The organism is Pseudomonas sp. SWRI51 (assembly GCF_014268825.1).
GTDB lineage: Bacteria > Pseudomonadota > Gammaproteobacteria > Pseudomonadales > Pseudomonadaceae > Aquipseudomonas > Aquipseudomonas farsensis.
In genome coordinates, this window is record NZ_JABWRG010000090.1 from 1 (window position 1) to 21,162 (window position 21,162).

Genomic DNA, 21,162 nt, shown 5'->3' on the forward strand with positions numbered 1-21,162 from the left:
GCCAAGCAGCCCTGATACCCAAAGGCAACCCTCAGGGCTGCTGCGCAGCCCAACGCGGGACAAGCCCGCTCGCCACAACTGTCTATCTTCCAGCGTCCAGCCGAAGTTGCTTGGATCCCAATACCCCCACGGGGCCGTTATTGGGGAACGGTTTCTGTTTCTGGTTCGATCAACTGCGCTGCGGCCACCGCCTTGCGCATCTGCTCGCAGCCCCACAACACCCGCTCCGGGGTCGACGGCGCGTCGATGTTCGGCTGCACCCGGTAATCGGCGATGCTGGCCACGGCGTCCTTGATCGCACACCAGGCGGCAATGCCCAGCATGAACGGCGGCTCACCCACGGCCTTGGAATGGAACACCGTGTCCTCGGGGTTCTTGCGGTTTTCCACCAGTTTTACCCGCATGTCGATGGGCATGTCGGCCACCGCCGGAATCTTGTAGCTGGCCGGGCCGTTGGTCATCAGCTTGCCCTTGGCGTTCCACACCAGCTCTTCGGTGGTCAGCCAGCCCATGCCCTGGACGAAACCGCCTTCCACCTGGCCAATGTCGATGGCCGGGTTCAGCGAGTCGCCCACGTCATGCAGGATATCGGCACGCAGCATCTTGTACTCGCCGGTCAGGGTGTCGACGATCACTTCCACGCACGCAGCGCCGAAGGCGTAGTAATAGAACGGCCGGCCACGCGCCTGGCTGCGGTCGTAGAAGATCTTCGGCGTGCGGTAGAAACCTGTGGTCGACAGCGACACCTGGGCAAAGTAGGCCTGTTGCACCAGGTACTCGAAGCTTGCGATCTGGTCGCGGGCGCGCACATGGCCGTTGCGCAACTCCACATCTTCTTCGGTCACGTTGAAGTGCCGCGCAGCAAACTCGGTCAGGCGTTTTTTAAGGATTTCAGCAGCGTTCTGCGCGGCCTTGCCGTTCAGGTCGGCGCCGCTGGATGCGGCAGTCGGCGAGGTGTTGGGCACCTTGTCGGTATTGGTGGCGGTGATCTGGATGCGCTTGATATCCACCTGGAACACCTGCGCCACGACCTGCGCGACCTTGGTGTTCAGGCCTTGGCCCATCTCGGTGCCGCCGTGGTTGAGGTGGATACTGCCGTCGGTGTAGATGTGGATCAGCGCACCGGCCTGGTTGAGGAAGGTGGCGGTAAACGAGATACCGAACTTCACCGGGGTCAGCGCCAGGCCTTTTTTCAGCACCGGGCTGTTGGCGTTGAAGCGGCGGATGGATTCGCGGCGCTCATGATAGTCGCTGCTGGCCTCAAGCTCGGCTGTCATCTCCTCGAGCATGTTGTGCTCGACGGTCTGGTAGTAGTGGGTGACGTTGCGCTCGGTCTTGCCGTAGTAGTTGGCCTTGCGCACCGCCAGCGGGTCCAGCGCCAGGTAGCGGGCGATGTGGTCCATAACCTGCTCGATGGCAACCATGCCCTGCGGCCCGCCAAAGCCGCGATAGGCAGTATTGGAGGCGGTGTTGGTCTTGCAGCGGTGGCCGTGCACGGTGGCATCGCCCAGGTAGTAGGCGTTGTCGGAGTGGAACATGGCGCGGTCGACGATCGAGCCGGACAGGTCGGGCGAATAACCGCAGTTGCCGGCCAGGTCCAGGTTGACCCCGTGCAGGCGGCCGCTGTCATCGAAGCCCACGTCATATTCGACGTAGAACGGGTGGCGCTTGCCGGTCATGGCCATGTCTTCGACGCGCGGCAGGCGCATCTTGGTCGGCTGGCCGGTCAGGTGGGCGATGACTGCGCACAGGCATGCGGGGCTGGCCGCCTGGGTCTCTTTGCCACCGAAGCCGCCGCCCATGCGGCGCATGTCTACCACGACCTTGTGCATCGGCACATTCAGCACCTCGGCCACCAGCTTCTGCACCTCGGTCGGGTTTTGCGTGGAGCAGTAGACGATCATGCCGCCATCTTCGCCGGGCATTACCGAGCTGATCTGGGTTTCCAGGTAGAAGTGTTCCTGCCCGCCAATGTGCAGCGTGCCTTGAATGCGGTGCGGGGCAGTGGCCAGGGCTGCGGCGGCGTCACCGCGCTGATGGGTGTGGCTGTCGAGCACGAAGTGCTTCTTGCGTAGCGCCTCGACCACATCGAGCACCGGCTCCAGGTCTTCGTATTCGATGATGGCGGCCATGGCCGCACGGCGCGCCGTGTCCAGGTCGCAGGCGGCGACGGCAAGCACCGGCTGGCCAAAGAATTCGACCTTGTCGATAGCCAGCAGTGGGTCGCCGGCCACCACCGGGCCGATGTCCTTGAGGCCTGGAATATCCTCGTGGGTGATGACGATGCGCACGCCCGCGATCTGGTAGCAGGGCGTGGTGTCGATGCGCAGAATGCGCGCATGGGCGCGGTCTGCGGTGCGGGCGTAGACGTGCAATTGGTTAGGGAATTCGAGGCGGTCGTCGATGTACACCGCTTCGCCGGCCACATGCTTGTCGGCGCTGTCGTGCTTGAGGCTGCGGCCGACCCCGGTGGCCAGGTCCTGGCTGAACAGTTCGGCCATTTCAGCCTGGGTTTTGACGGCGTGATGGTTAGACATAGTCGGTCACCCGGGTCTCGATGTGCGGCGATTGCAGTTCGATGAAGTACTTGCGCAGCAGGTTCTGCGCGGTCAGCAGGCGGTACTCGCGGCTGGCGCGGAAATCGCTCAACGGGCTGAAGTCTTCGGCCAGCGCCTGGCAGGCGCGCTCGACGCTGGCCTGGTTCCACGGCTTGCCGCGCAGCGCGGCCTCGCAGGCGCGGGCGCGCTTGGGGATTGCCGCCATGCCGCCAAAGGCGATGCGCACGCCACTGACCACGCCGTCTTCCAGGCTCAGGTTGAACGCGGCACACACCGCCGAAATATCATCGTCCAGGCGCTTGGAGACTTTGTAGGCGCGGAACGTCCAGTCGTTGCTGGCGCGGGGCACGATGATCTTCTCGATGAACTCGCTGTCCTGGCGCGCGGTGATGCGGTAATCGATGAAGTAGTCCTCCAGCGCCAAGGTGCGCTGGCGTTGGCCCTGGCGCAGGACAATCTGCGCATCCAAGGCGATCAGCAGGGGCGGGGAGTCGCCAATCGGCGAGGCGTTGCCGATGTTGCCGCCCAGCGTGCCCTGGTTGCGGATCTGTAGCGAGGCGAAGCGGTGCAGCAGTTCGCCGAAATCCGGGTACTCGTCGTTCAGCGCGCCGTAGCAGTCGGTGAGCGGGGTGGCAGCGCCGATCTCAAGGTGGGTTGTGGTCTTGTCGATGCGCTTGAGCTCGGCCACGTGGCCGACGTAGATCATCACCGGCAAGGTGCGGTGGAACTGCGTCACTTCCAGGGCCAGGTCGGTGCCGCCGGCCAGCAGCCGCGCTTCGGGGTGCGAGCTGTACAGCTCGGCAAGGTCGGCCACGGTCAGCGGCACCAGGCAGCGCTTGTCGCCGCTGTTGAGCTCGCCGGTCTGTTGTGGGGCGATGGCCTTCAGGCGGGCGATGGTCTGGGTTTGCTGCGCATCGAACTGGTCGCGGCAGGGGCGTGCGCAGCTTTGTGCGGCGGCGTCGAGGATCGGCCGGTAGCCGGTGCAGCGGCACAGGTTGCCGGCCAGGGCTTCCTGGGCCTGATGCAAGTCAGGGCCTTGGCTGTTTTTCTGCAAGGCGAACAGCGACATGACAAAACCTGGCGTGCAGAACCCGCATTGCGAACCGTGGCAGTCAGCCATTGCCTGCTGCACTTTGTGCAGCTCGCCCTGGTGCTTGAGGCCTTCGACGCTGATCAGTTGCTTGCCGTGCAGCGATGACACGAACGTCAGGCAGGAGTTGAGGCTGCGGTAGCGGATGCTGTCGGTGCCCGACTCGTCGGCGACCAGTTCGCCCACCACCACGGTGCAGGCGCCGCAGTCGCCGCTGGCGCAGCCTTCCTTGGTGCCGGTTTTGCCCAGGTGCTCGCGCAGGTATTGCAGCACCGTCATGTTCGGGTCCAGGGCGTGCTCGCTGTGCAGCGCCTGGTTGACGAGAAACTGGATCACGGGGAAGGCCTCGCAATGATTTTATTGTTGTTCGGGCGGACTCTAAGCAACGCTCGGCCCCATGGTCAATAATTTTCTGACTCTGAGGTCAAGATTCCGCTCAAGGGTCGCCCCAACCGAAGTCGTGCGCGTTATACCAAGCATAGTTCGGGCCGCTTGCTTATGTTGACCTGGCGGTCACACAAAGCGCATCGCCACTACGGCAAGTGCGCTACAATCGCGCGCTTGTGCATAGCCCCCCGATTTTGAAGGAAAACCATGACGTTCAAGGCGCCGGACAGTCTCTGCGAGCAGATAGCCGACCACCTGGCCGAGCGGATCATCCGCGGCGAACTTGCGCCCGGCGAACGTATCCAGGAGCAGAAAGTCACCCAGGCCCTCAATGTCAGCCGGGGTTCGGTGCGTGAAGCGCTGCTGATCCTCGAGCGCCGCCACCTGGTGGCGATTCTGCCGCGCCGCGGCGCGCATGTGACCGAACTCGATGAGCACAACATCCGCAGCCTGTGCACCATGATGGGCGAGCTGTACATCCTGCTGGGCAATGCCGTTGCCCAACATTGGCGCACCGAGGCCGACCTGCGCCCGTTTCTGGAGATCCAGCAGCGCCTGCACGGCGCCCACGCCCGCCAGGATATAAAAGCCTTTGTCGCGGACAGTTTTGCGGTGATGCGCGCTGCTTACCCGTTCGCCAACAACCCGTACCTGCAGGAAACCGTTGAAAACCTGCACCCGGCCATGAGCCGCGCCTATTACCTGGCGCTGGACCAGCGCCAGGCGAACATGACCGATTACCTCAGTCTGTTCGCGCGCCTGCTCGAAGTCGTCGTGTCGCGCGATTTGGCGGGCATCCGCGAAGTCCTCTCCGCCTATTGCCAGCGCAGTTGCGAGCTGGTGCTGGCCGCCATGGCGCGAAGCTGACCGATGCGTCTCAAGTGCATTCGCCTGGCCGGGTTCAAGTCGTTCGTCGACCCCACCACGGTCAATTTCCCCAGCAACATGGCCGCCGTGGTGGGCCCCAACGGCTGTGGCAAATCCAACATCATCGACGCGGTGCGCTGGGTGATGGGCGAGAGCTCGGCAAAGAACTTGCGCGGCGAGTCGATGACCGACGTCATCTTCAATGGCTCTACCAGCCGTAAGCCGGTGAGCCAGGCCAGCATCGAGCTGGTGTTCGACAACAGCGATGCAACCTTGGTCGGCGAATACGCCGCCTACGCCGAGATTTCGATCCGCCGCAAGGTCACCCGCGATGCGCAGAACACCTACTACCTGAACGGCACCAAGTGTCGGCGCCGCGACATTACCGACATCTTCCTCGGCACCGGCCTTGGCCCGCGCAGCTACTCGATCATCGAGCAGGGCATGATCAGCAAGCTGATCGAGGCCAAGCCCGAAGAACTGCGCAACTTCATCGAAGAGGCGGCTGGCATCTCCAAGTACAAGGAGCGCCGCCGCGAAACCGAAAGCCGCATCCGCCGCACCCAGGAAAACCTCGCCCGCCTGACCGACCTGCGCGAAGAGCTTGAACGCCAGCTTGAGCGCCTGCATCGCCAGGCCCAGGCGGCTGAGAAGTACCGCGAATACAAAGCCCATGAGCGCCAACTCAAGGCGCGCCTGTCTGCCTTGCGCTGGCGCGACCTGGACGCCCGCGTGCGCCAGCGCGAAACGGTCATTGGCGACCAGGAGGTTGCCTTCGAGGCGCTGGTGGCCGAGCAGCGCAACGCCGACGCCAGCATCGAGCGCTTGCGTGACGGCCACCATGAACTGTCCGAGCGCTTTAACCAGGTGCAGGGCCGCTTCTATTCGGTAGCCGGTGACATCGCCCGGGTCGAGCAGAGCATTCAGCACGGCCAGCAGCGCCTGCGCCAGTTGCAGGACGACCTCAAGGAAGCCGAACGCACGCGCCTTGAAACCGAGTCGCACCTGGGCCACGACCGCACCTTGCTGGCAACCCTCGGCGAAGAGCTGGCCATGCTCGAACCCGAGCAGGAAATGTCCCTGGCCGCCGCCGAAGAAGCCGCCGCCACCCTTGAAGAAGCCGAGCAGGGCATGCACGGCTGGCAGGAGCAGTGGGACGCGTTCAACACCCGCTCCGCCGAGCCGCGCCGCCAGGCCGAAGTCCAGCAGGCGCGCCTGGCGCAGCTCGAATCCGGCCTTGAGCGCCTGGCCGAGCGCCAGCGCAAGTTGGCCGAGGAGCGTGAGCAACTGGGCGCCGACCCGCACGATGCGCAGATGGAGGAGCTGGCCGAGCAATTGGCCGCCACCGAGCTGTCGCTGGATGACCTGCAGGTGCAGGAGCAGCAGGTGGTCGAGCAGCTCGAAACGGCGCGTGAGCAGTTGCAGCAGGCCTCCCAGGCGCAACAGCAACAGCAGGGCGAGCTGCAACGCATGGGTGGGCGCCTTGCGTCGCTCGAAGCCTTGCAGCAGGCGGCGCTTGAGCCTGGCGCCGGGGCTGCCGACTGGCTGCGCGGGCAAGGCCTCGCTCAGCGCCCAAGGCTGGCCGAAGGGCTGCGGGTACAGGCGGGTTGGGAGCTGGCGGTCGAAACCGTGCTGGGCGCCGACCTGCAAGCCGTGCTGGTCGATGCGCTGGAACCGTTGGACTTTGCCGCGCTGGCGCAAGGCCAACTGCGCCTTTTGCTGGGCTCTGGTGAAGGGCCGCGCATCGCCGGCAGCCTGCTCGACAAGGTTGAAGGCCCGAGCGACCTGTCGCCGTGGCTGGGCTTGGTAAAACCGGTCGAAAGCCTGGAGCAGGCGCTGGCCTTGCGCGCGACGCTGGGCGCGGGCGAGAGCCTGATCAGCCGTGACGGCTACTGGGTCGGTCGGCACTTTCTGCGGGTCAGCCGCGGCGCCGAGGCCGAAGGCGGCGTGCTCGCCCGTGGCCAGGAAATCGAGCGCCTGGCCGCCCAGCAGGGTGAGCAGCAAGCCCAACTCGACCAGCTTGATGAGCAGTTGCAGGGTTTGCGCGAGCAGCAGTTGGGCCTGGAGCAACAGCGCGAACAGCTGCGCCGCCGCAGCCAGGACGAGAACCGCCAGCACGGCGAACTGAAGGCGCGCTTGTCGGCCGCCAGTGCCCGCGCCGAACAGCTCGATCTGCGCCGCCGCCGATTGCAGGAAGAGCTGCACGAACTCGAAGAACAACGCGCCATCGAGCACGAACAGCTCGGTGAGTCGCGCCTGCTGCTGCAGGATGCCCTGGACCTGATGGCCCAGGACACAGAGCAGCGCGAGCAATTGATGGCGCGCCGCGACACCCTGCGCGAAGGCCTCGACCGCATCCGCCAGGAGAGCCGCCAGCACAAGGATCACGCTCATCAGTTGGCCGTGCGCCTGGGCTCGCTGCGCGCCCAGCACGACTCCACGCGCCAGGCGCTGGAGCGCCTTGAACAGCAGGCGGCGCGCCTCAACGAGCGCCAGGAACAACTGCACCTGAACCTCGAAGAGGGCGAGGCGCCGCTTGAAGAGCTGCGCCTGAAACTTGAAGAATTACTTGAGCGGCGCATGGGCGTCGATGAAGAAATGCGCCAGGCGCGCTTGCACATGGATGAAGCCGACCGCGAACTGCGTGACGCTGAGCGCCGCCGCACCCAGGCTGAGCAACAGGCGCAAATGCTGCGCGGCCAGCTGGAGCAGCAGCGTCTGGAGTCCCAAGGCCTGGACGTACGCCGTAACACTTTGCAGGAACAATTGCTGGCAGACGGCTACGATCTTCAGGGGGTGCTGGCAACGCTTGAGGCCGAGGCCAGCGAGCAGGGCACCGAACAGGAACTGGAGCAGGTCGAGGCGCGTATTCAGCGCCTGGGCGCAATCAACCTGGCGGCCATCGAAGAGTATGAGCAGCAGTCCGAACGCAAGCGTTACCTGGATGCGCAGAACGCCGATCTGGTTGAGGCGCTCGATACCCTCGAGAATGTGATTCGCAAGATCGACAAAGAAACCCGCAACCGCTTCAAAGATACCTTTGATCAGATAAATGCCGGATTACAGGCACTTTTCCCAAAAGTTTTCGGTGGTGGCAGCGCGTATCTGGAACTGACGGGCGAAGATCTACTCGATACAGGGGTGACGATTATGGCGCGCCCGCCGGGCAAGAAGAACAGCACGATCCATTTGCTGTCCGGCGGCGAAAAAGCACTGACTGCCTTGGCACTGGTGTTTGCCATCTTCAAATTGAACCCGGCGCCGTTCTGCATGCTCGACGAAGTCGATGCACCGCTGGACGACGCCAACGTCGGGCGCTATGCGCGCCTGGTAAAGGAAATGAGCGAGACCGTGCAGTTCATCTACATCACCCACAACAAGATCGCCATGGAAATGGCCGACCAGTTGATGGGGGTGACCATGCACGAGCCGGGGTGTTCGCGCCTCGTTGCAGTTGATGTTGAGGCCGCCATGGCCATGGTCGACGGTTAAAACACGCGAACCTGCCGCTATTTACCCCTGGCAGGAGCGACAGACGGTGTAAAGTTGCCTTTGGTCGTGCTAGCTTTACGTCACTTGTTTTTGCGTGGGTAAAACGCCTGTCAGAACATAGAGTTGGCGCCACGTGTTAAAGGCCTTTGAAGCCTTTGTTTTCAAGCATAATTTTTTATAGAGGCACGGGATTACATGGAAATCGGTCTGCGCGAGTGGCTGATCGTCATCGGCATCATTGTCATCGCCGGTATTCTTTTCGACGGCTGGCGTCGCATGCGCGGCGGCAAGGGCAAGTTGAAATTCCGTCTGGATCGCAGCTATGCCAACGTTTCCGACGACGAGGGTGGCGCCGAGGTGCTCGGGCCGCCCCGTGTGCTGGATACGCATAAAGAGCCTGAGCTCGACGAAACCGACTTGCCGTCGATGAGCGCCCCTGCGCGCGAACGCGAGCGCGAAGCCAAGCCAGTCAAACCGCCCAAGCGTAGCAAACGCGGTAACAGCGACCAGCACCAGGGTGACCTGAAGCTGTCTGCCGAGCCGCGTGAAGCCGACCTGTTCGCCGAAAGTGATGAAGAGCTGGCTGCCGACACCGGCCGTAACAGCGATTTCAACACCTCGGGCAACAGCAACACGCAAAAAGAGCTGCCGCCTGCCGAAGAAGTGCTGGTGATCAGCGTTATTTCCCGCGACGAAAGCGGCTTCAAAGGCCCGGCGCTGCTGCAGAACATCCTCGAAAGCGGCCTGCGCTTCGGCGACATGGATATCTTCCACCGCCACGAAAGCATGGCGGGCCACGGTGAAGTGCTGTTCTCGATGGCCAATGCGGTCAAGCCCGGCGTGTTCGACCTGGACGATATCGACCATTTCAGCACCCGCGCCGTGAGCTTCTTCCTCGGTTTACCAGGCCCGCGTCACCCCAAGCAGGCCTTCGACGTGATGGTCGCCGCCGCCCGCAAGCTCGCCCACGAGCTCAACGGTGAACTCAAGGACGACCAGCGCAGCGTGCTGACCGCGCAAACCATCGAGCACTACCGCCAGCGCATCGTCGAATTCGAACGCCGTGCCCTGACCCAGAAGCGCTAAAGGCCCATCGGGGCAAGTGCTGTTGAAGACTGGGGCCGCTTAGCGGCCCTAGTCGTTTGTGTGACCCGGATGCTGGCCTTCAGGCTGCTCTATCTGCTTTGCAAGAGATGACAAATGACCGCCGAAACCCGAATTCACCAGCTGCGCGCCGAGCTCGACCAGCACAACTACCGCTACTACGTGCTCGACGAGCCCAGCGTGCCTGACGCCGAATACGACCGGCTGTTCAACGAGCTGAAGGCCCTTGAAGCCGAAAACCCGCACCTGGTAACCCCCGACTCGCCGACCCAGCGCGTCGGGGGGGCAGCGCTGTCGGCGTTCAGTCAGGTGCGCCATGAAGTGCCGATGCTCAGCCTCGGCAACGCCTTCGAAGAAGACGACCTGCGCGATTTCGACCGCCGTGTGCTGGAAGGCCTGGATTTGCCAACCGGTGATTTGTTCGGCGCTGGCGGGGCGGTGGATTACAGCTGTGAGCCCAAGCTCGACGGCCTGGCTGTCAGCCTGCTGTACCGCGACGGCCTACTGGTACAGGGCGCGACCCGTGGCGACGGCACCACCGGCGAGGACATCAGCAGCAACGTGCGCACCGTGCGCAACATCCCGCTGAAGCTGCAGGGCGAGGGCTGGCCGGCCGTGCTTGAGGTGCGCGGTGAGGTGTACATGAGCAAGGCCGGCTTCGACCGTCTCAACGCCGCGCAAGCCGAAGCCGGTGGCAAGACGTTCGCCAACCCGCGCAATGCTGCCGCCGGCAGCCTGCGCCAGCTCGATTCGAAAATCACCGCCAGCCGCCCGCTGGAGTTCTGCTGCTATGGCGTGGGGCAGGTTTCCGAGGCCTTCGGCGACAGCCACATTGGCATTCTCGAAAAGCTCAAGGCCTGGGGTCTGCCGATCAGCCGCGAGCTGCGCCACGCAGCCGGCATCGAACAGTGCCTGGAGTACTACCGCGATATCGGCGCCCGGCGTAACGAGCTGCCGTACGAGATCGACGGCGTGGTATTCAAGGTCAACAGCCTGGCCTCACAGCGCGAGCTGGGCTTTCGCGCCCGCGAGCCACGCTGGGCCATTGCGCACAAGTTCCCGGCCATGGAAGAGCTCACCGAGGTGCTAGACGTGGAATTCCAGGTCGGCCGTACCGGTGCGGTAACCCCGGTGGCGCGCTTGCAGCCGGTCAAGGTTGCCGGCGTGACGGTGTCCAACGCGACCCTGCACAACATGGACGAAATCGCCCGCCTGGGCCTGCGCATTGGTGACACGGTGATCATCCGCCGCGCCGGTGACGTGATCCCGCAGGTGATGCAAGTGGTTACCGAGCGCCGCCCCGAACATGCGCGCCCGGTCGAGGTGCCAAGCGCGTGCCCGGTGTGTGGCTCGCAGGTTGAGCGCACCCAGTTGGTCAAACGCAGCAAAGGCAAGGCCACTACCAGCGAAGGCGCGGTGTACCGCTGCGTTGGCCGCTTGAGCTGCGCTGCGCAGCTCAAGCAGGCGATCATTCATTACGTGTCGCGCCGCGCCATGGATATCGACGGGCTGGGCGAGAAAAGCGTCGAGCAGTTGGTCGATGAAGGGCTGATCCGCTCGCCTGCCGACCTGTACAAGCTGCAGTTCGAGCAAATCGTCGACCTTGAAGGTTTTGCCGAAGTCTCCAGTAACAAGCTGCTGGCCGCCATCGAAGCCAGCAAGCGCCCAAGCCTTGCACGTTTCATCTATGCCCTGGGCATTCCCGACGTGGGCGAGGAGACCGCCAAGGTGCTGGCGCGCTCGCTGGGCAGCCTGGCGCGGGTGCAGGTGGCGCTGCCGCAGGTGCTGACTTACCTGCCGGACATCGGCCTGGAAGTTGCCTTCGAGATTCACAACTTCTTTGAAGATGCACACAACCGCGAGGTTATCCGGGCGTTGCTCGATAGCGGCATGCAGTTGCAGGACGAAGGCGAGTTGGCCGCAGAGTTTGCGGGTACAGCTAACTTAGCCAGCATGCTTGCCAAGCTTGATATACCTTCGGTGGGCCCGACGGGTACGCAAAAGTTGGTCGACAAGCTGGATACTCTAGATAAGATCATCGCCGCTGATGGTATTGACTTGCGCCAGGCTCTTAACACCAAGCAGGCCGAGGGGGTTCGCGACTTCTTCAAGGTTGAGGCGAACCAAGTATTGGCGCGAACGATTGAGGCGCAGCTGATTGAATTTGGCATGCATGAGTCTTGCGGGAAGAGGTCTGTGTCGGGTAAGCCACTTTCCGGCCAGACCTGGGTGTTGACCGGTAGCCTGGAGCGCATGAGCCGCGATGTGGCCAAGGAGAAGCTTGAGGGCCTGGGGGCGAAGGTAGCGGGCTCTGTATCCAGTAAAACCCACTACGTGGTCGCAGGCCCTGGTGCGGGCTCCAAGTTGGCCAAGGCCAATGAGCTTGGGGTGAAGGTGCTGGATGAGGAACAGTTTGTCGAGTTTATGGCGGGGCAGGGTATTAGCCTCTGAGGGGTGGTCTTTCGAGGTGGGCGATGGCTGCCATATGTTCGCCGACAGTCCTTCAATGCCTGTGAGATCGAGCGCCGCGCGCGCGGCGCATCGCAGGCTAGCGCCAACTCCCACATTTGTTTCGGGCCAGTTATGCCTGTGAAAGTATCGGCGCCTGCCTTGGTGCATGTCTTGAGTCATATGGAGCGGCCTAGGCGCACACGCTGAAACCGCGCCGTTCCAACAAGGCGGACCAGGTGATGGCGCAGGCTAGACTGGCCCGAAACAAATGTAGGAGCTGGCGCTAGCCTGCGATGCGCCGCGCGGGCGGCGCTCGATCTCACAGGCGCTGAACCCCTCCCGGCGAACCCCTCTCAGCCCCCACACAACCCCCGACACCTCAATCCCTCACCACAAGTCATTGAGAAATGATGCTTTTTTCTTGATCAGAGGTTGTAACTTCGCTGTGGAGCGGTACAATGGCGCGGCTCGTTACCTGACGAGCTGCGTTATGGTGGCCCCATCGGTCCCCCCGCATTGATTACCCGTTTACCTGGTCAGGCCCGGAAGGGAGCAGCCAAGGCGGGGACATTGAGTGCCGGGGTGTGGCTGGTGGGGCCGCCTCCATTTCAGGCCCAGCAAAATCCCCGCAATACCCTTCCCGCACCACCTCTCTCGCTTCACCCATACCGCACCCAGCACAGCAAATGCCAGCTCCATCGCACCTCGCCAATCCGCCTCTGGACAACTCAAAAGCGCCTTGCTAGTTTGCCCTCCGCCACATGTTTCAGAATATGACTGTGGCAGTTAGATGATATTAATGTGATATCACTTCGCTCACTGACAAGGATGTACTGCAATGAAAAGCCTGCAAGGTTTGCCCAGTCTTATCACGGCTTCGGTAGGGTCTCCAGGCAAGGCGCGCAACTTGCCCGCCGATGTTCAATGCATTCAGTACCTGTTCAACTTGATCATTCCACGGCCCGGCCTGCCTTTGCCTGAAGATGGCCGCTGCGACCCGCAGTTGGTGAAGTGCATCAGCCAATACCAGTTCCGGCAGCTCAAATATGCGCACCCCGACGGCGTGGTCGACCCCGGTGGGCGCACGTTCAACAGCCTGATCGAAGAGGCCATTCGCGTGCCGGTCAAGCAGCACCCGACGCTGCGCCTGCCGACCTTCTTCAACGCCTTCAACAACAAAGGCCCGGACATGGTTCAGGCCACGGTCAACAACTACCTGGCGCGGGCGCGGGCGGTCATCGAGGCCGAGCGGCGCAACCGCCAGATGGTGCTGCAGTCTACCTGTGACGGCGGCATGACCCTGACCGACGCCGATTACCAGTACGCCGCCACCCAGCTGGGCAATGGTATTTCGGCCAACCTGATCAAGGCTTTCGCCCAGGTTGAGTCGGGCGGTAAATCCGGCTTCGGGCCGGCGCGCCTGCCGATGATTGCCTTCGAAGGGCACTGGTTCCAGCGCTATACCAAGCACAAGTACGACGTGACTCATCCGTTGCTGTCGTACAAGTACAAGAAGAAAGCCGGCCCACAGTGGCAGATCAACAACAAGGACCAGGACAAAGCCTGGGAAACTATGGCCACTGCCTTTGCCCTGGACCAGCAAGCGGCGTTGCAGTCGGCGTCCTGGGGTATGTTCCAGGTTATGGGTTTCAACTATGCCAATTGCGGTTACAAGAACGTCTTCGAGTTCGTCGCAGCACTGAAACTCAATGCCAGCGAGCAGTTGAAAGCCTTCCTCAACTATTGCAAGAAGAACCCAGGCTTTATCACGGCGGCCAAGAACAAGGACTATGCCGGGATGGCCAGCAGTTACAACGGCGATGACTACGGCAACTACGACGTGCTCATCAAGCAGGCCTACGAAGCACTGGAAAGGAAGCGATAACATGGCAACAACCATTCGTGCAGCAGGGTTTGCGTTTGCGGCGTTGGTGCAGGCCTTCGCGGCCCCGTCGTTTGCGGCCAATTTAGAGGCGGGGCGCTACGATGCGCTGATGCTGGCGGTCACGCCGGACCACCAGGTCGAAGGCTACTACCTCGAAGAACTGGGCGAGGGCGTCAGCCGGCGCTGCACCTTTTATCTGCAAGGCCCGGTCACCGATGGCAAGCCTGCGCCGATCACTACCTGGCGCAAGCAGGCGTTTGCCGGCACCCTCGCGGCATCTGACTACGGCGTGGTGCTGACGGTGGCGCAGGGGCGTGATCACCCAGGCTGCATGAGTGTGATGGCGCCGCAGATCACCAGCGGCCTTGAGCTTGGGCGGATTGAAAGCAAACCGTGGATTGGCCTGGTCAGCGTGTCTGCCGACAAGGCTTACTTGCAGAAGAGTGCAGGCGCCAAGGCGACCAAGCGCCCGTACATCGTCAAAAATGACGTGGTCGGGGTGCTGGCCTACAAGGATGGCTGGGCGCGGGTCGAGTACGTCAACGCTGATGACCGCTCGTTCACCGGCTGGATTCGCCAGGACCAGTACAGCCGCCTGACCCCGCCCAAGCACTGACGCTTTTGGTTGTGTAGGAGCGTCCGCTCCTACATCGACCGCACCCAGACGCGATGGTGATGCCAGGTGCGGGCTTTGTGGGAGATCACCCAGCCCTTCCGGGCTGCGCTGTCGCGCAGAGAACTGGGCACCGTGGGAGCGGGCTTGCCCCGCGATGGCCTTCAACCCGCATTCGTACACCACGCGCCGCCACTGCCTGCACCTTTCTGGGGTTTTATTTCCAGCACAATCGCCGCTGGCGCCTTATCATGCACCTCCGTGCGTTCGGCCAGGAGACAGCGATCGTGGAACACGTCGACGACCTTACCCGTCAAAAAATCCGTGAGTGGCAAATGCGCCGCCTGGAAATCAAGGACCAGATGGCCAACCACCCCGAGCAGGTGCTGGCCCTGTCCCGCGTGCTCGACCAGATGGAAGAAGAACACGAACGGATTCTTGCCCAGGCAACGCCGCAGCCTGCGGCCCTGCCCGCTGCAGCGGCGTTCGAGTTGCAGTTGAGCGTGTCGGCCGCCAGCCGGCGCGACCTGCGCAAACTGCTGGAACTGGCCCTGCACGAACTCGACGGGGCGCTGGACGCACCCCAGGCCCATGCCAGCCACCCCGGTGGCATGGCCGGCTCGCTCGGCGCCTATCGCTTCGAGCTGACCGTGGGCGATGTGCCCGCCAACGCTGATTAACCCCCTGTATTTCGAGCGCCCATGCAGCCTGAACACTTCGACTTTGCCCGCCCGGTGTACCTGCCCATCACCCCCGAACTGTGCCAAGGGTTGCTGCAGGCAGAAGGCGCGCCGCCGCTCGAAACCCTGAGCCAGGCACAGTTGGCAGCGCTGCTGGTGATCCAGAACCTTGCCCAGAGCCAAGGCCCGGTGGACGCACGGGGTGCAGAGAAGGTGCTCGGCAAGCTGCTGGCCTGGGCCATCGACGGGCCGCATTCGGCGGATGTGGGGCTGTTGTCCGAAGCGCGGCGGCTGTTCGATGCGCGCAAGTTGTACTTTGGCCTTGAGGTGATCAAGGGCTCCAAGCTGCGCCTGCTGGATGCCGAAGCGCTGGAGGCGGGCGATTACCTGCTGCCCGACGGCAAGTGGGACTTCGATTACCGCATTCGCCGCCAGCAAGGCGGCAGCCCGTTCAGCCAGCAGGTGACCACAGGTTTTGACAAGGAACGCTGGCTCACGGTCGAGCAGGACAAACTGCTCAAGGTGATCCGCGCCGACCTGGATGAAGACATCCATGTGCAGGGCTATGCCGGTATCGGCAAAAGCTACCTGCTCGGCGCATTGATGGATTGCCTGCCGCGCGGGCGGGTGCTGGCGCTGGCACGCACCCCGGCCAAGCTCGGCGCATTGCGCCAACGCATGGGCCTGGACCCGCAGGCCAAGGTCGGCATGACCTTCGGCCAGTTCGCCGCGGCCTTGCTGAAAAATGCCCGCCCGGCCAATACCCGGGCGCCGCAGCCCGGTAAGCGCCGGGTAGCCGAAGAACTGGGCATCCATGGCGTGCTGCAGTACGACGCCGAGCACGCGCTGGATATCTGCCTTGAAGTGCTGCAAAGCTACTGCCTGAGCCGCGACTACAGTTTGTCCAGCCAGCACCTGCCATTCTTTCGCAAGGCCCTGAGCGCGGTGGATGCACAGGCGCTGCTCGAATATGCCAGCCGGCTGTGGCGCTACCTTGAAAGCAACCCAGCGTGGGCCTCGCAGACCGGTTTCGAGGCGCTGCTGCTGATCAAGCGCGCCAGCCTTGGCGGTTGCAGCGTACCCGGCCGTTACAGCCATGTGATCATCGATGAAAGCCAGGACGTCCCGGCGCCGCTGCTGCAGATCATCGAGCGCGGCCGCCAGGTGCTGATCACCCTGGGCGACGAATACCAGAAAGCCACCGGCGAGGTGGTGCGGCGCGGGCGCCAGGTGCGGCACAAGGACATGGCTTTCGCGGTACGCTCGGGGCCGCAGGTCGAGCGCCTGATCAACCCGCTGATCGGCATGCATTCGCGTAAGTCCAAGGTGCCATTCGAGGCCGCGCGCAGCGTGGATGTGGGCATCGAGCATTACCCCGAGGGTTTTGTGCCGCCCGAAGGCTGCGTGGTGCTCAGCGCCTCGCGCTGGGACACCATGCGCTGGGCGATGGAGCTGGCCGGGCGCAACTGCTTGCTGACGTTCCCCGACTGGCCCGACATGCGGCGTTTCATGGCCAGCGCTGTGGGGCTGTTCCGCGCAGCCTTCCATGGTGGCGGGCAAGATGGCGCCGATATCCATCCGTACTTTGCCCACCTGCCCGACTGGCAGCAGGTGCGTGATGCCGAGCGTTTCGATGAATCGTTCCTGTGGGTCGAGGCGCGGCTGCAAACCGGCTTCAAGATGGCCGACCTCACCGGCCTGGATGCGCGGGTCAGTGCGCAGCCCGCAAGCCTGCTGCTGATGATGGCGCAGGACGCCGGTGGCCTTGAATTCGACCAGGTTCTGCTCACCCCCGAACTGATGAGTACCCAGCCGTTTCGCGATGCCTACGCGTTCGATGAGCGCATTTGCGCGGTGTACATCGCGCTGTCACGGGCGCGCCGGCAGCTGTATCTGCCGTACGATGTGCAGGAATGGATCGATTATCACAAGGGCCAGAAATTCCGCGAACTGCACGGCTACTGATCGGCCTGCGCAGCGCGGCAACGGTGCATAATCCTCCCTTAATGGCGGTGTTGTGCAATGCCGGCTTGCCCACCCGAGGAGACCACCCCATGCACGTTCTGCTCTGCGAGGATGACGACCTGATCGCCAGCGGCATTTGTGCAGGGCTTGGCGCCCAGGGCCTGACCGTCGACCGCGTGGCCAGCGCCTCGCAGGCCCGGCAGATGCTGCAGACCGCGCAGTTCGACGTGATGATCCTCGACCTTGGCCTGCCGGATGAAGACGGCCTGAAGCTGCTGCGCCGCCTGCGCCAGCAGGGCGAAACCTTGCCGGTGCTGGTGCTCACCGCCCGCGATGCGATCACCGACCGTGTCGACGGCCTGCAAGCCGGCGCCGATGACTACCTGCTCAAGCCCTTCGACCTGCGTGAACTGGCCGCACGCCTGCACACCTTGCTGCGCCGGGCCGCTGGCCGGGCCGTCAACCTTGTCGAGCACGGCGCGCTGGTGTACGACCCCAGCAGTTGCGCGGCAACGCTGGCCGGGCAACCGGTCGACCTGTCGCGCCGCGAACAGGCGCTGTTGCAGGCATTGCTGCAGAACCCTGGCCGGGTGCTGTCCAGCGACCAGCTCAAGGACTGTGTCTATGGCTTTAGCGATGAGGTCGAAAGCAACGCCCTGAACGTGCATATCCACCACCTGCGGCGCAAGCTCGGCAATGGCATCGTCGAGACGGTGCGCGGGCTGGGTTACCGCCTGGGGCCGGCACAGGCGCCAGAGGGGCCGACGTCATGAGCTTGCGGGTACGTCTTTCGCTGATTCTGGGCAGCGCATTCATCGTCATCTGGGCGTTGGCGGCGGCGTGGATGCTGCGCGACCTGCGCCAGCAGATGATGTTCTCCCTCGACCAGCGGCTAGTGGCGTCGGCGCGCATGGTGGCGGGGTTGATCGACCAATTGCCGCAACCGTTGGCGGCCAAGGGCGAGGACGCACACTTTGCTGCCGACCAGCTCAGCGTGCCGGACGGCATGGCCTGTCAGGTCAGCTCGTTGCGTGGTGAAATCCTGGCCAGCAACCACAAGCACGACGGCGCCATGGACGATCAGCGCAGCGGTTTCCGCGACCAGACCATCGACGGCGCCTCGTGGCGCACCTTCACCTACAGCCATGGCGATGTACGTATTACCACCGCCGACCGGCATATGGAACGCGAGGCGCTGAACCAGTCGATTCTGCTGGCCGCCTCTGCGCCGGTATTGATGGCGCTGCTCGGTAGTTTGGGGCTGTTGTGGATCGGCCTGGGCAAAGGCCTGGCGCCGTTGAACCGCATGCGCGATGCCCTGCGCAAGCGCCGCGCCGACAGTGTCGAGCCGTTGCAGGTGGGGCGCCTGCCCAGCGAGCTGCAGCCGTTGCTCGATACCCAGAACCAGCTGTTTCTGCGGATTGCCCAGACCATCGAGCGCGAGCGCAGGCTGACCGACGATGCGGCGCACGAACTGCGCAGCCCGCTGACCGCGATCAAGACCCACCTGCAGGTGGCGCGAATGACCGATGGCGCCGTGCGAGAGCAGGCCCTGGAGCATGCCGAGCAGGGTACTGATCGTATGCACCGCACCCTGGAACAACTGCTGATGCTGGCCCGCGTCGAAGGCAGCCTGTCGTTCGATGACGGCGTGCAATGCAGTGCCGAGCAGGTGGCGTTGCAGGCCATCGAGGATGCTGGTGGCGGCGACAACCGGCGCATTCTGCTGCACCTGCCGGATGAGGCGGCCAAGGTGTACCTCGGCATGCCCGCACCGCTGGCGGTGGCGGCCTTGCGCAACCTGCTGGACAACGCCTTGCGCCATGGCGGCGATGCGGCGGTCGAGCTGGATGTGCAGGCGGCGGACGGGCAGGTGGACTTTGTCGTGCGTGACCATGGGCCCGGCATTCCCCAGGCCGACCTTGCGCACCTGACCGAGCGGTTCTGGCGCAATAGCCAGAGCGGTGGCTGCGGCCTTGGGCTGGCGATTGTCCAGGCCATCGTCCAGCGCTGCGCCGGGAGCTTGCGTTTCGACAGCCAGGCCGATGGCTTGCGTGTGAGCCTGCAGGTGCCAGCGCGGGTGGCCGCTTCAGGGCTCTGAGCAGGCCTGTTCCGGCCACATCGCAGGCTGTCGCCAGCTCCCACAGGGATCCGGGCCAGACTCGGATATTGCGGCGATGCGTGGTCTTTGTGGGAGATTCTATGGTTTGGTACAAGCCTGTTCCCGCCAGATATATCTCCTTGTGGCGAGCGGGCTTGCCCCGCGTTGGGCTGCGCAGCAGGCCCTTGGGTTTTCAGGGCTGCTGCGCAGCCCAACGCGGGACAAGCCCGCTCGCCACAACTGTCTACCATTTCCCACAGGGTTGGGTCCAACCAGCAAGGTTGCGGTTGAACATGGCCTCTGTGGGAGCTGGCGACAGCCTGCGATGAGGCCTCAGTGGGCTTGCACCGGGTTCACACCAAACAAATCCTCCCCATGCGCTAAATCCTCAGCTCGCCCAAGCGTTTTCCAAGCACTAACAACCCGACACACATCCAGTTACAGGAGGCGTGACGGGTACATTCGCTTGCTTGCGAGGGTACGTACGATGTCGACCGCTTCCAGCCTTGCCCGGGCCCTGCCGGCCAATGAGCCCCAGGCCCTTTACGAGTTTGCCGACTCGCCGTTGCTGCTGCGCCAGCAGCAACAAGAGTCCAACGCGCGCAGCTACCCACGGCGCATCCCGCTGGCCCTCAAACGCGCCCGTGGCATCTACGTGGAAGACGTCGAAGGCCGCCAGTTCATCGACTGCCTGGCAGGTGCTGGCACGTTGGCCCTGGGGCACAACCACCCGGTTGTGGTCGAGGCCATCCAGCGCGTGCTGGCTGACGAACTGCCGCTGCATACCCTCGACCTGACCACGCCGGTGAAGGACCAGTTCGTTCAGGACTTGTTCGGCATTCTGCCTGAGGCCCTGCGCCGCGAAGCAAAGATCCAGTTCTGCGGGCCGACCGGCACCGATGCGGTGGAAGCGGCGCTGAAGCTGGTGCGCACCGCAACTGGGCGCAGCACCGTGCTGGCGTTCCAGGGCGGTTACCACGGCATGACCCAGGGCGCCTTGAGCCTGATGGGCAGCCTGGGCCCGAAAAAACCGCTGGGCGCGCTGCTGAGCAGCGGCGTGCAGTTCATGCCGTACCCCTACGACTACCGATGCCCGTTCGGCCTGGGTGGCGAGGCCGGTGTGCGCGCCAACCTGCATTACCTGGAGAACCTGCTTAACGACCCCGAAGCCGGCGTGGCCTTGCCTGCGGCAGTGATCGTAGAGGTGGTGCAGGGTGAGGGCGGCGTGATCCCGGCTGACGTCGAGTGGCTGCGTGGCCTGCGCCGTATTACCGAGCAGGCAGGTGTTGCACTGATCGTTGATGAAATCCAGAGCGGCTTTGCCCGCACCGGCAAGATGTTCGCCTTCGAGCACGCCGGCATCCTGCCGGATGTGGTGACACTGTCCAAGGCCATTGGCGGTAGCCTGCCGCTGGCGGTGATGGTCTATCGCGATTGGCTGGACCAATGGTCGCCGGGTGCCCATGCCGGTACGTTCCGGGGTAACCAGATGGCCATGGCGGCGGGCTCGGCGGTCATCAATTATCTGGTAGAGCACCGTTTGTGCGAGCACGCCGAAGCCATGGGGCAACGGCTGCGTGGGCATCTGCTGCGTCTGCAGCAGGATTACCCGCAGTTGGGCGATATTCGTGGGCGCGGCTTGATGTTGGGTGTGGAGCTGGTGGCCCCGACGGGCGAGCGCGATACCCTGGGCCACCCGCCGGCGTGCCGCACCCTGGCGCCAAAGGTGCAGCGTGAGTGCCTGCGCCGTGGCTTGATTCTGGAGTTGGGTGGGCGCCATGGCGCGGTGGTGCGCTTCCTGCCGCCGCTGATCATCAGCGCCGAGCAGATCGACGACGTCGCCGGGCGTTTTGCCGAGGCGCTGCGCGCGGCGATTGGCTAAGCCCCCACCCTGTAGGAGCGGCCTTGTGTCGCGAAAGGGCCGCAAAGCGGCCCCAGGATTTGTGCTTCAAACTGATATCGCCGGGGC

13 protein-coding genes and 1 other RNA gene are annotated in these 21,162 nt (G+C 63.7%); 12 read left to right on the forward strand and 2 right to left on the reverse strand.

All coding sequences use genetic code 11. From position 1 onward, the window contains the following. Window positions 1-137: 137 nt before the first annotated feature. Together xdhB and xdhA are read right to left on the reverse strand one after the other, a co-directional pair. Window positions 138-2,537 (reverse strand): xanthine dehydrogenase molybdopterin binding subunit, encoded by a 2,400-nt coding sequence (gene xdhB, locus HU720_RS19885; RefSeq protein WP_186522066.1) that lies wholly within the window; start codon window positions 2,535-2,537, stop codon window positions 138-140. Then, on the reverse strand, window positions 2,530-3,984 hold the full coding sequence (xdhA, locus tag HU720_RS19890) for a xanthine dehydrogenase small subunit (protein WP_186522067.1): 1,455 nt from the start codon (window positions 3,982-3,984) through the stop codon (window positions 2,530-2,532). Before xdhA ends, xdhB begins: the two co-directional genes overlap by 8 nt. A gap of 258 nt (window positions 3,985-4,242) precedes the next feature. Here xdhA and HU720_RS19895 point away from each other — a divergent pair, with 258 nt between their 5' ends. The 12 genes from HU720_RS19895 to HU720_RS19950 all read left to right on the forward strand — a co-directional run bounded on the left by HU720_RS19895 (window position 4,243) and on the right by HU720_RS19950 (window position 21,075). Beyond that, the gene (locus HU720_RS19895; RefSeq protein ID WP_186522068.1) at window positions 4,243-4,902 is read left to right on the forward strand and encodes a GntR family transcriptional regulator; all 660 of its coding nucleotides are present in this window, start codon (window positions 4,243-4,245) and stop codon (window positions 4,900-4,902) included. A gap of 3 nt (window positions 4,903-4,905) precedes the next feature. Beyond that, window positions 4,906-8,394 (forward strand): chromosome segregation protein SMC, encoded by a 3,489-nt coding sequence (gene smc / locus HU720_RS19900; protein WP_186522071.1) that lies wholly within the window; start codon window positions 4,906-4,908, stop codon window positions 8,392-8,394. A gap of 195 nt (window positions 8,395-8,589) precedes the next feature. After that, window positions 8,590-9,480 carry a cell division protein ZipA gene (zipA, locus tag HU720_RS19905; protein ID WP_186522072.1) on the forward strand — a complete coding sequence of 297 codons (891 nt, stop codon included), beginning with the start codon at window positions 8,590-8,592 and terminating at the stop codon, window positions 9,478-9,480. A 114-nt stretch (window positions 9,481-9,594) separates the two neighbouring features. Continuing rightward, window positions 9,595-11,949 (forward strand): NAD-dependent DNA ligase LigA, encoded by a 2,355-nt coding sequence (gene ligA / locus HU720_RS19910; protein ID WP_186522073.1) that lies wholly within the window; start codon window positions 9,595-9,597, stop codon window positions 11,947-11,949. 500 nt (window positions 11,950-12,449) lie between these two features. Beyond that, an RNA gene (gene ffs, locus HU720_RS19915) (signal recognition particle sRNA small type) lies at window positions 12,450-12,546 on the forward strand. 241 nt (window positions 12,547-12,787) lie between these two features. Further along, window positions 12,788-13,834, forward strand: a complete 1,047-nt coding sequence (locus HU720_RS19920) for an N-acetylmuramidase family protein (RefSeq protein WP_186522074.1) — start codon at window positions 12,788-12,790, stop codon at window positions 13,832-13,834. A 1-nt stretch (window position 13,835) separates the two neighbouring features. After that, on the forward strand, window positions 13,836-14,450 hold the full coding sequence (locus tag HU720_RS19925; RefSeq protein ID WP_186522077.1) for a hypothetical protein: 615 nt from the start codon (window positions 13,836-13,838) through the stop codon (window positions 14,448-14,450). A 284-nt stretch (window positions 14,451-14,734) separates the two neighbouring features. Then, entirely contained in the window at window positions 14,735-15,127 is a 393-nt protein-coding gene (locus HU720_RS19930) for a hypothetical protein (RefSeq protein WP_186522079.1), read from the forward strand. 21 nt (window positions 15,128-15,148) lie between these two features. Next, window positions 15,149-17,092, forward strand: a complete 1,944-nt coding sequence (locus HU720_RS19935; protein WP_186522080.1) for a hypothetical protein — start codon at window positions 15,149-15,151, stop codon at window positions 17,090-17,092. An 89-nt stretch (window positions 17,093-17,181) separates the two neighbouring features. After that, window positions 17,182-17,865 carry a response regulator transcription factor gene (locus tag HU720_RS19940; RefSeq protein WP_186522081.1) on the forward strand — a complete coding sequence of 228 codons (684 nt, stop codon included), beginning with the start codon at window positions 17,182-17,184 and terminating at the stop codon, window positions 17,863-17,865. Then, entirely contained in the window at window positions 17,862-19,193 is a 1,332-nt protein-coding gene (locus tag HU720_RS19945; protein WP_186522082.1) for an ATP-binding protein, read from the forward strand. The genes HU720_RS19940 and HU720_RS19945 overlap by 4 nt, the downstream gene beginning before the upstream one ends. Before the next feature lie 487 nt (window positions 19,194-19,680). Continuing rightward, entirely contained in the window at window positions 19,681-21,075 is a 1,395-nt protein-coding gene (locus HU720_RS19950) for an aspartate aminotransferase family protein (protein WP_186522083.1), read from the forward strand. The last annotated feature ends 87 nt before the right edge of the window (window positions 21,076-21,162 follow it).

Bases quoted from the DNA above. Each gene is read 5' to 3' on its own strand.
- smc (WP_186522071.1), top strand. From the start codon at position 4,906: ATGCGTCTCAAGTGCATTCGCCTGGCCGGGTTCAAGTCGTTCGTCGAC.
- xdhB (WP_186522066.1), bottom strand. From the start codon at position 2,537: ATGTCTAACCATCACGCCGTCAAAACCCAGGCTGAAATGGCCGAACTG.
- HU720_RS19950 (WP_186522083.1), top strand. From the start codon at position 19,681: ATGTCGACCGCTTCCAGCCTTGCCCGGGCCCTGCCGGCCAATGAGCCC.
- ligA (WP_186522073.1), top strand. From the start codon at position 9,595: ATGACCGCCGAAACCCGAATTCACCAGCTGCGCGCCGAGCTCGACCAG.
- HU720_RS19895 (WP_186522068.1), top strand. From the start codon at position 4,243: ATGACGTTCAAGGCGCCGGACAGTCTCTGCGAGCAGATAGCCGACCAC.
- HU720_RS19945 (WP_186522082.1), top strand. From the start codon at position 17,862: ATGAGCTTGCGGGTACGTCTTTCGCTGATTCTGGGCAGCGCATTCATC.
- HU720_RS19925 (WP_186522077.1), top strand. From the start codon at position 13,836: ATGGCAACAACCATTCGTGCAGCAGGGTTTGCGTTTGCGGCGTTGGTG.
- HU720_RS19920 (WP_186522074.1), top strand. From the start codon at position 12,788: ATGAAAAGCCTGCAAGGTTTGCCCAGTCTTATCACGGCTTCGGTAGGG.
- HU720_RS19935 (WP_186522080.1), top strand. From the start codon at position 15,149: ATGCAGCCTGAACACTTCGACTTTGCCCGCCCGGTGTACCTGCCCATC.
- zipA (WP_186522072.1), top strand. From the start codon at position 8,590: ATGGAAATCGGTCTGCGCGAGTGGCTGATCGTCATCGGCATCATTGTC.
- HU720_RS19940 (WP_186522081.1), top strand. From the start codon at position 17,182: ATGCACGTTCTGCTCTGCGAGGATGACGACCTGATCGCCAGCGGCATT.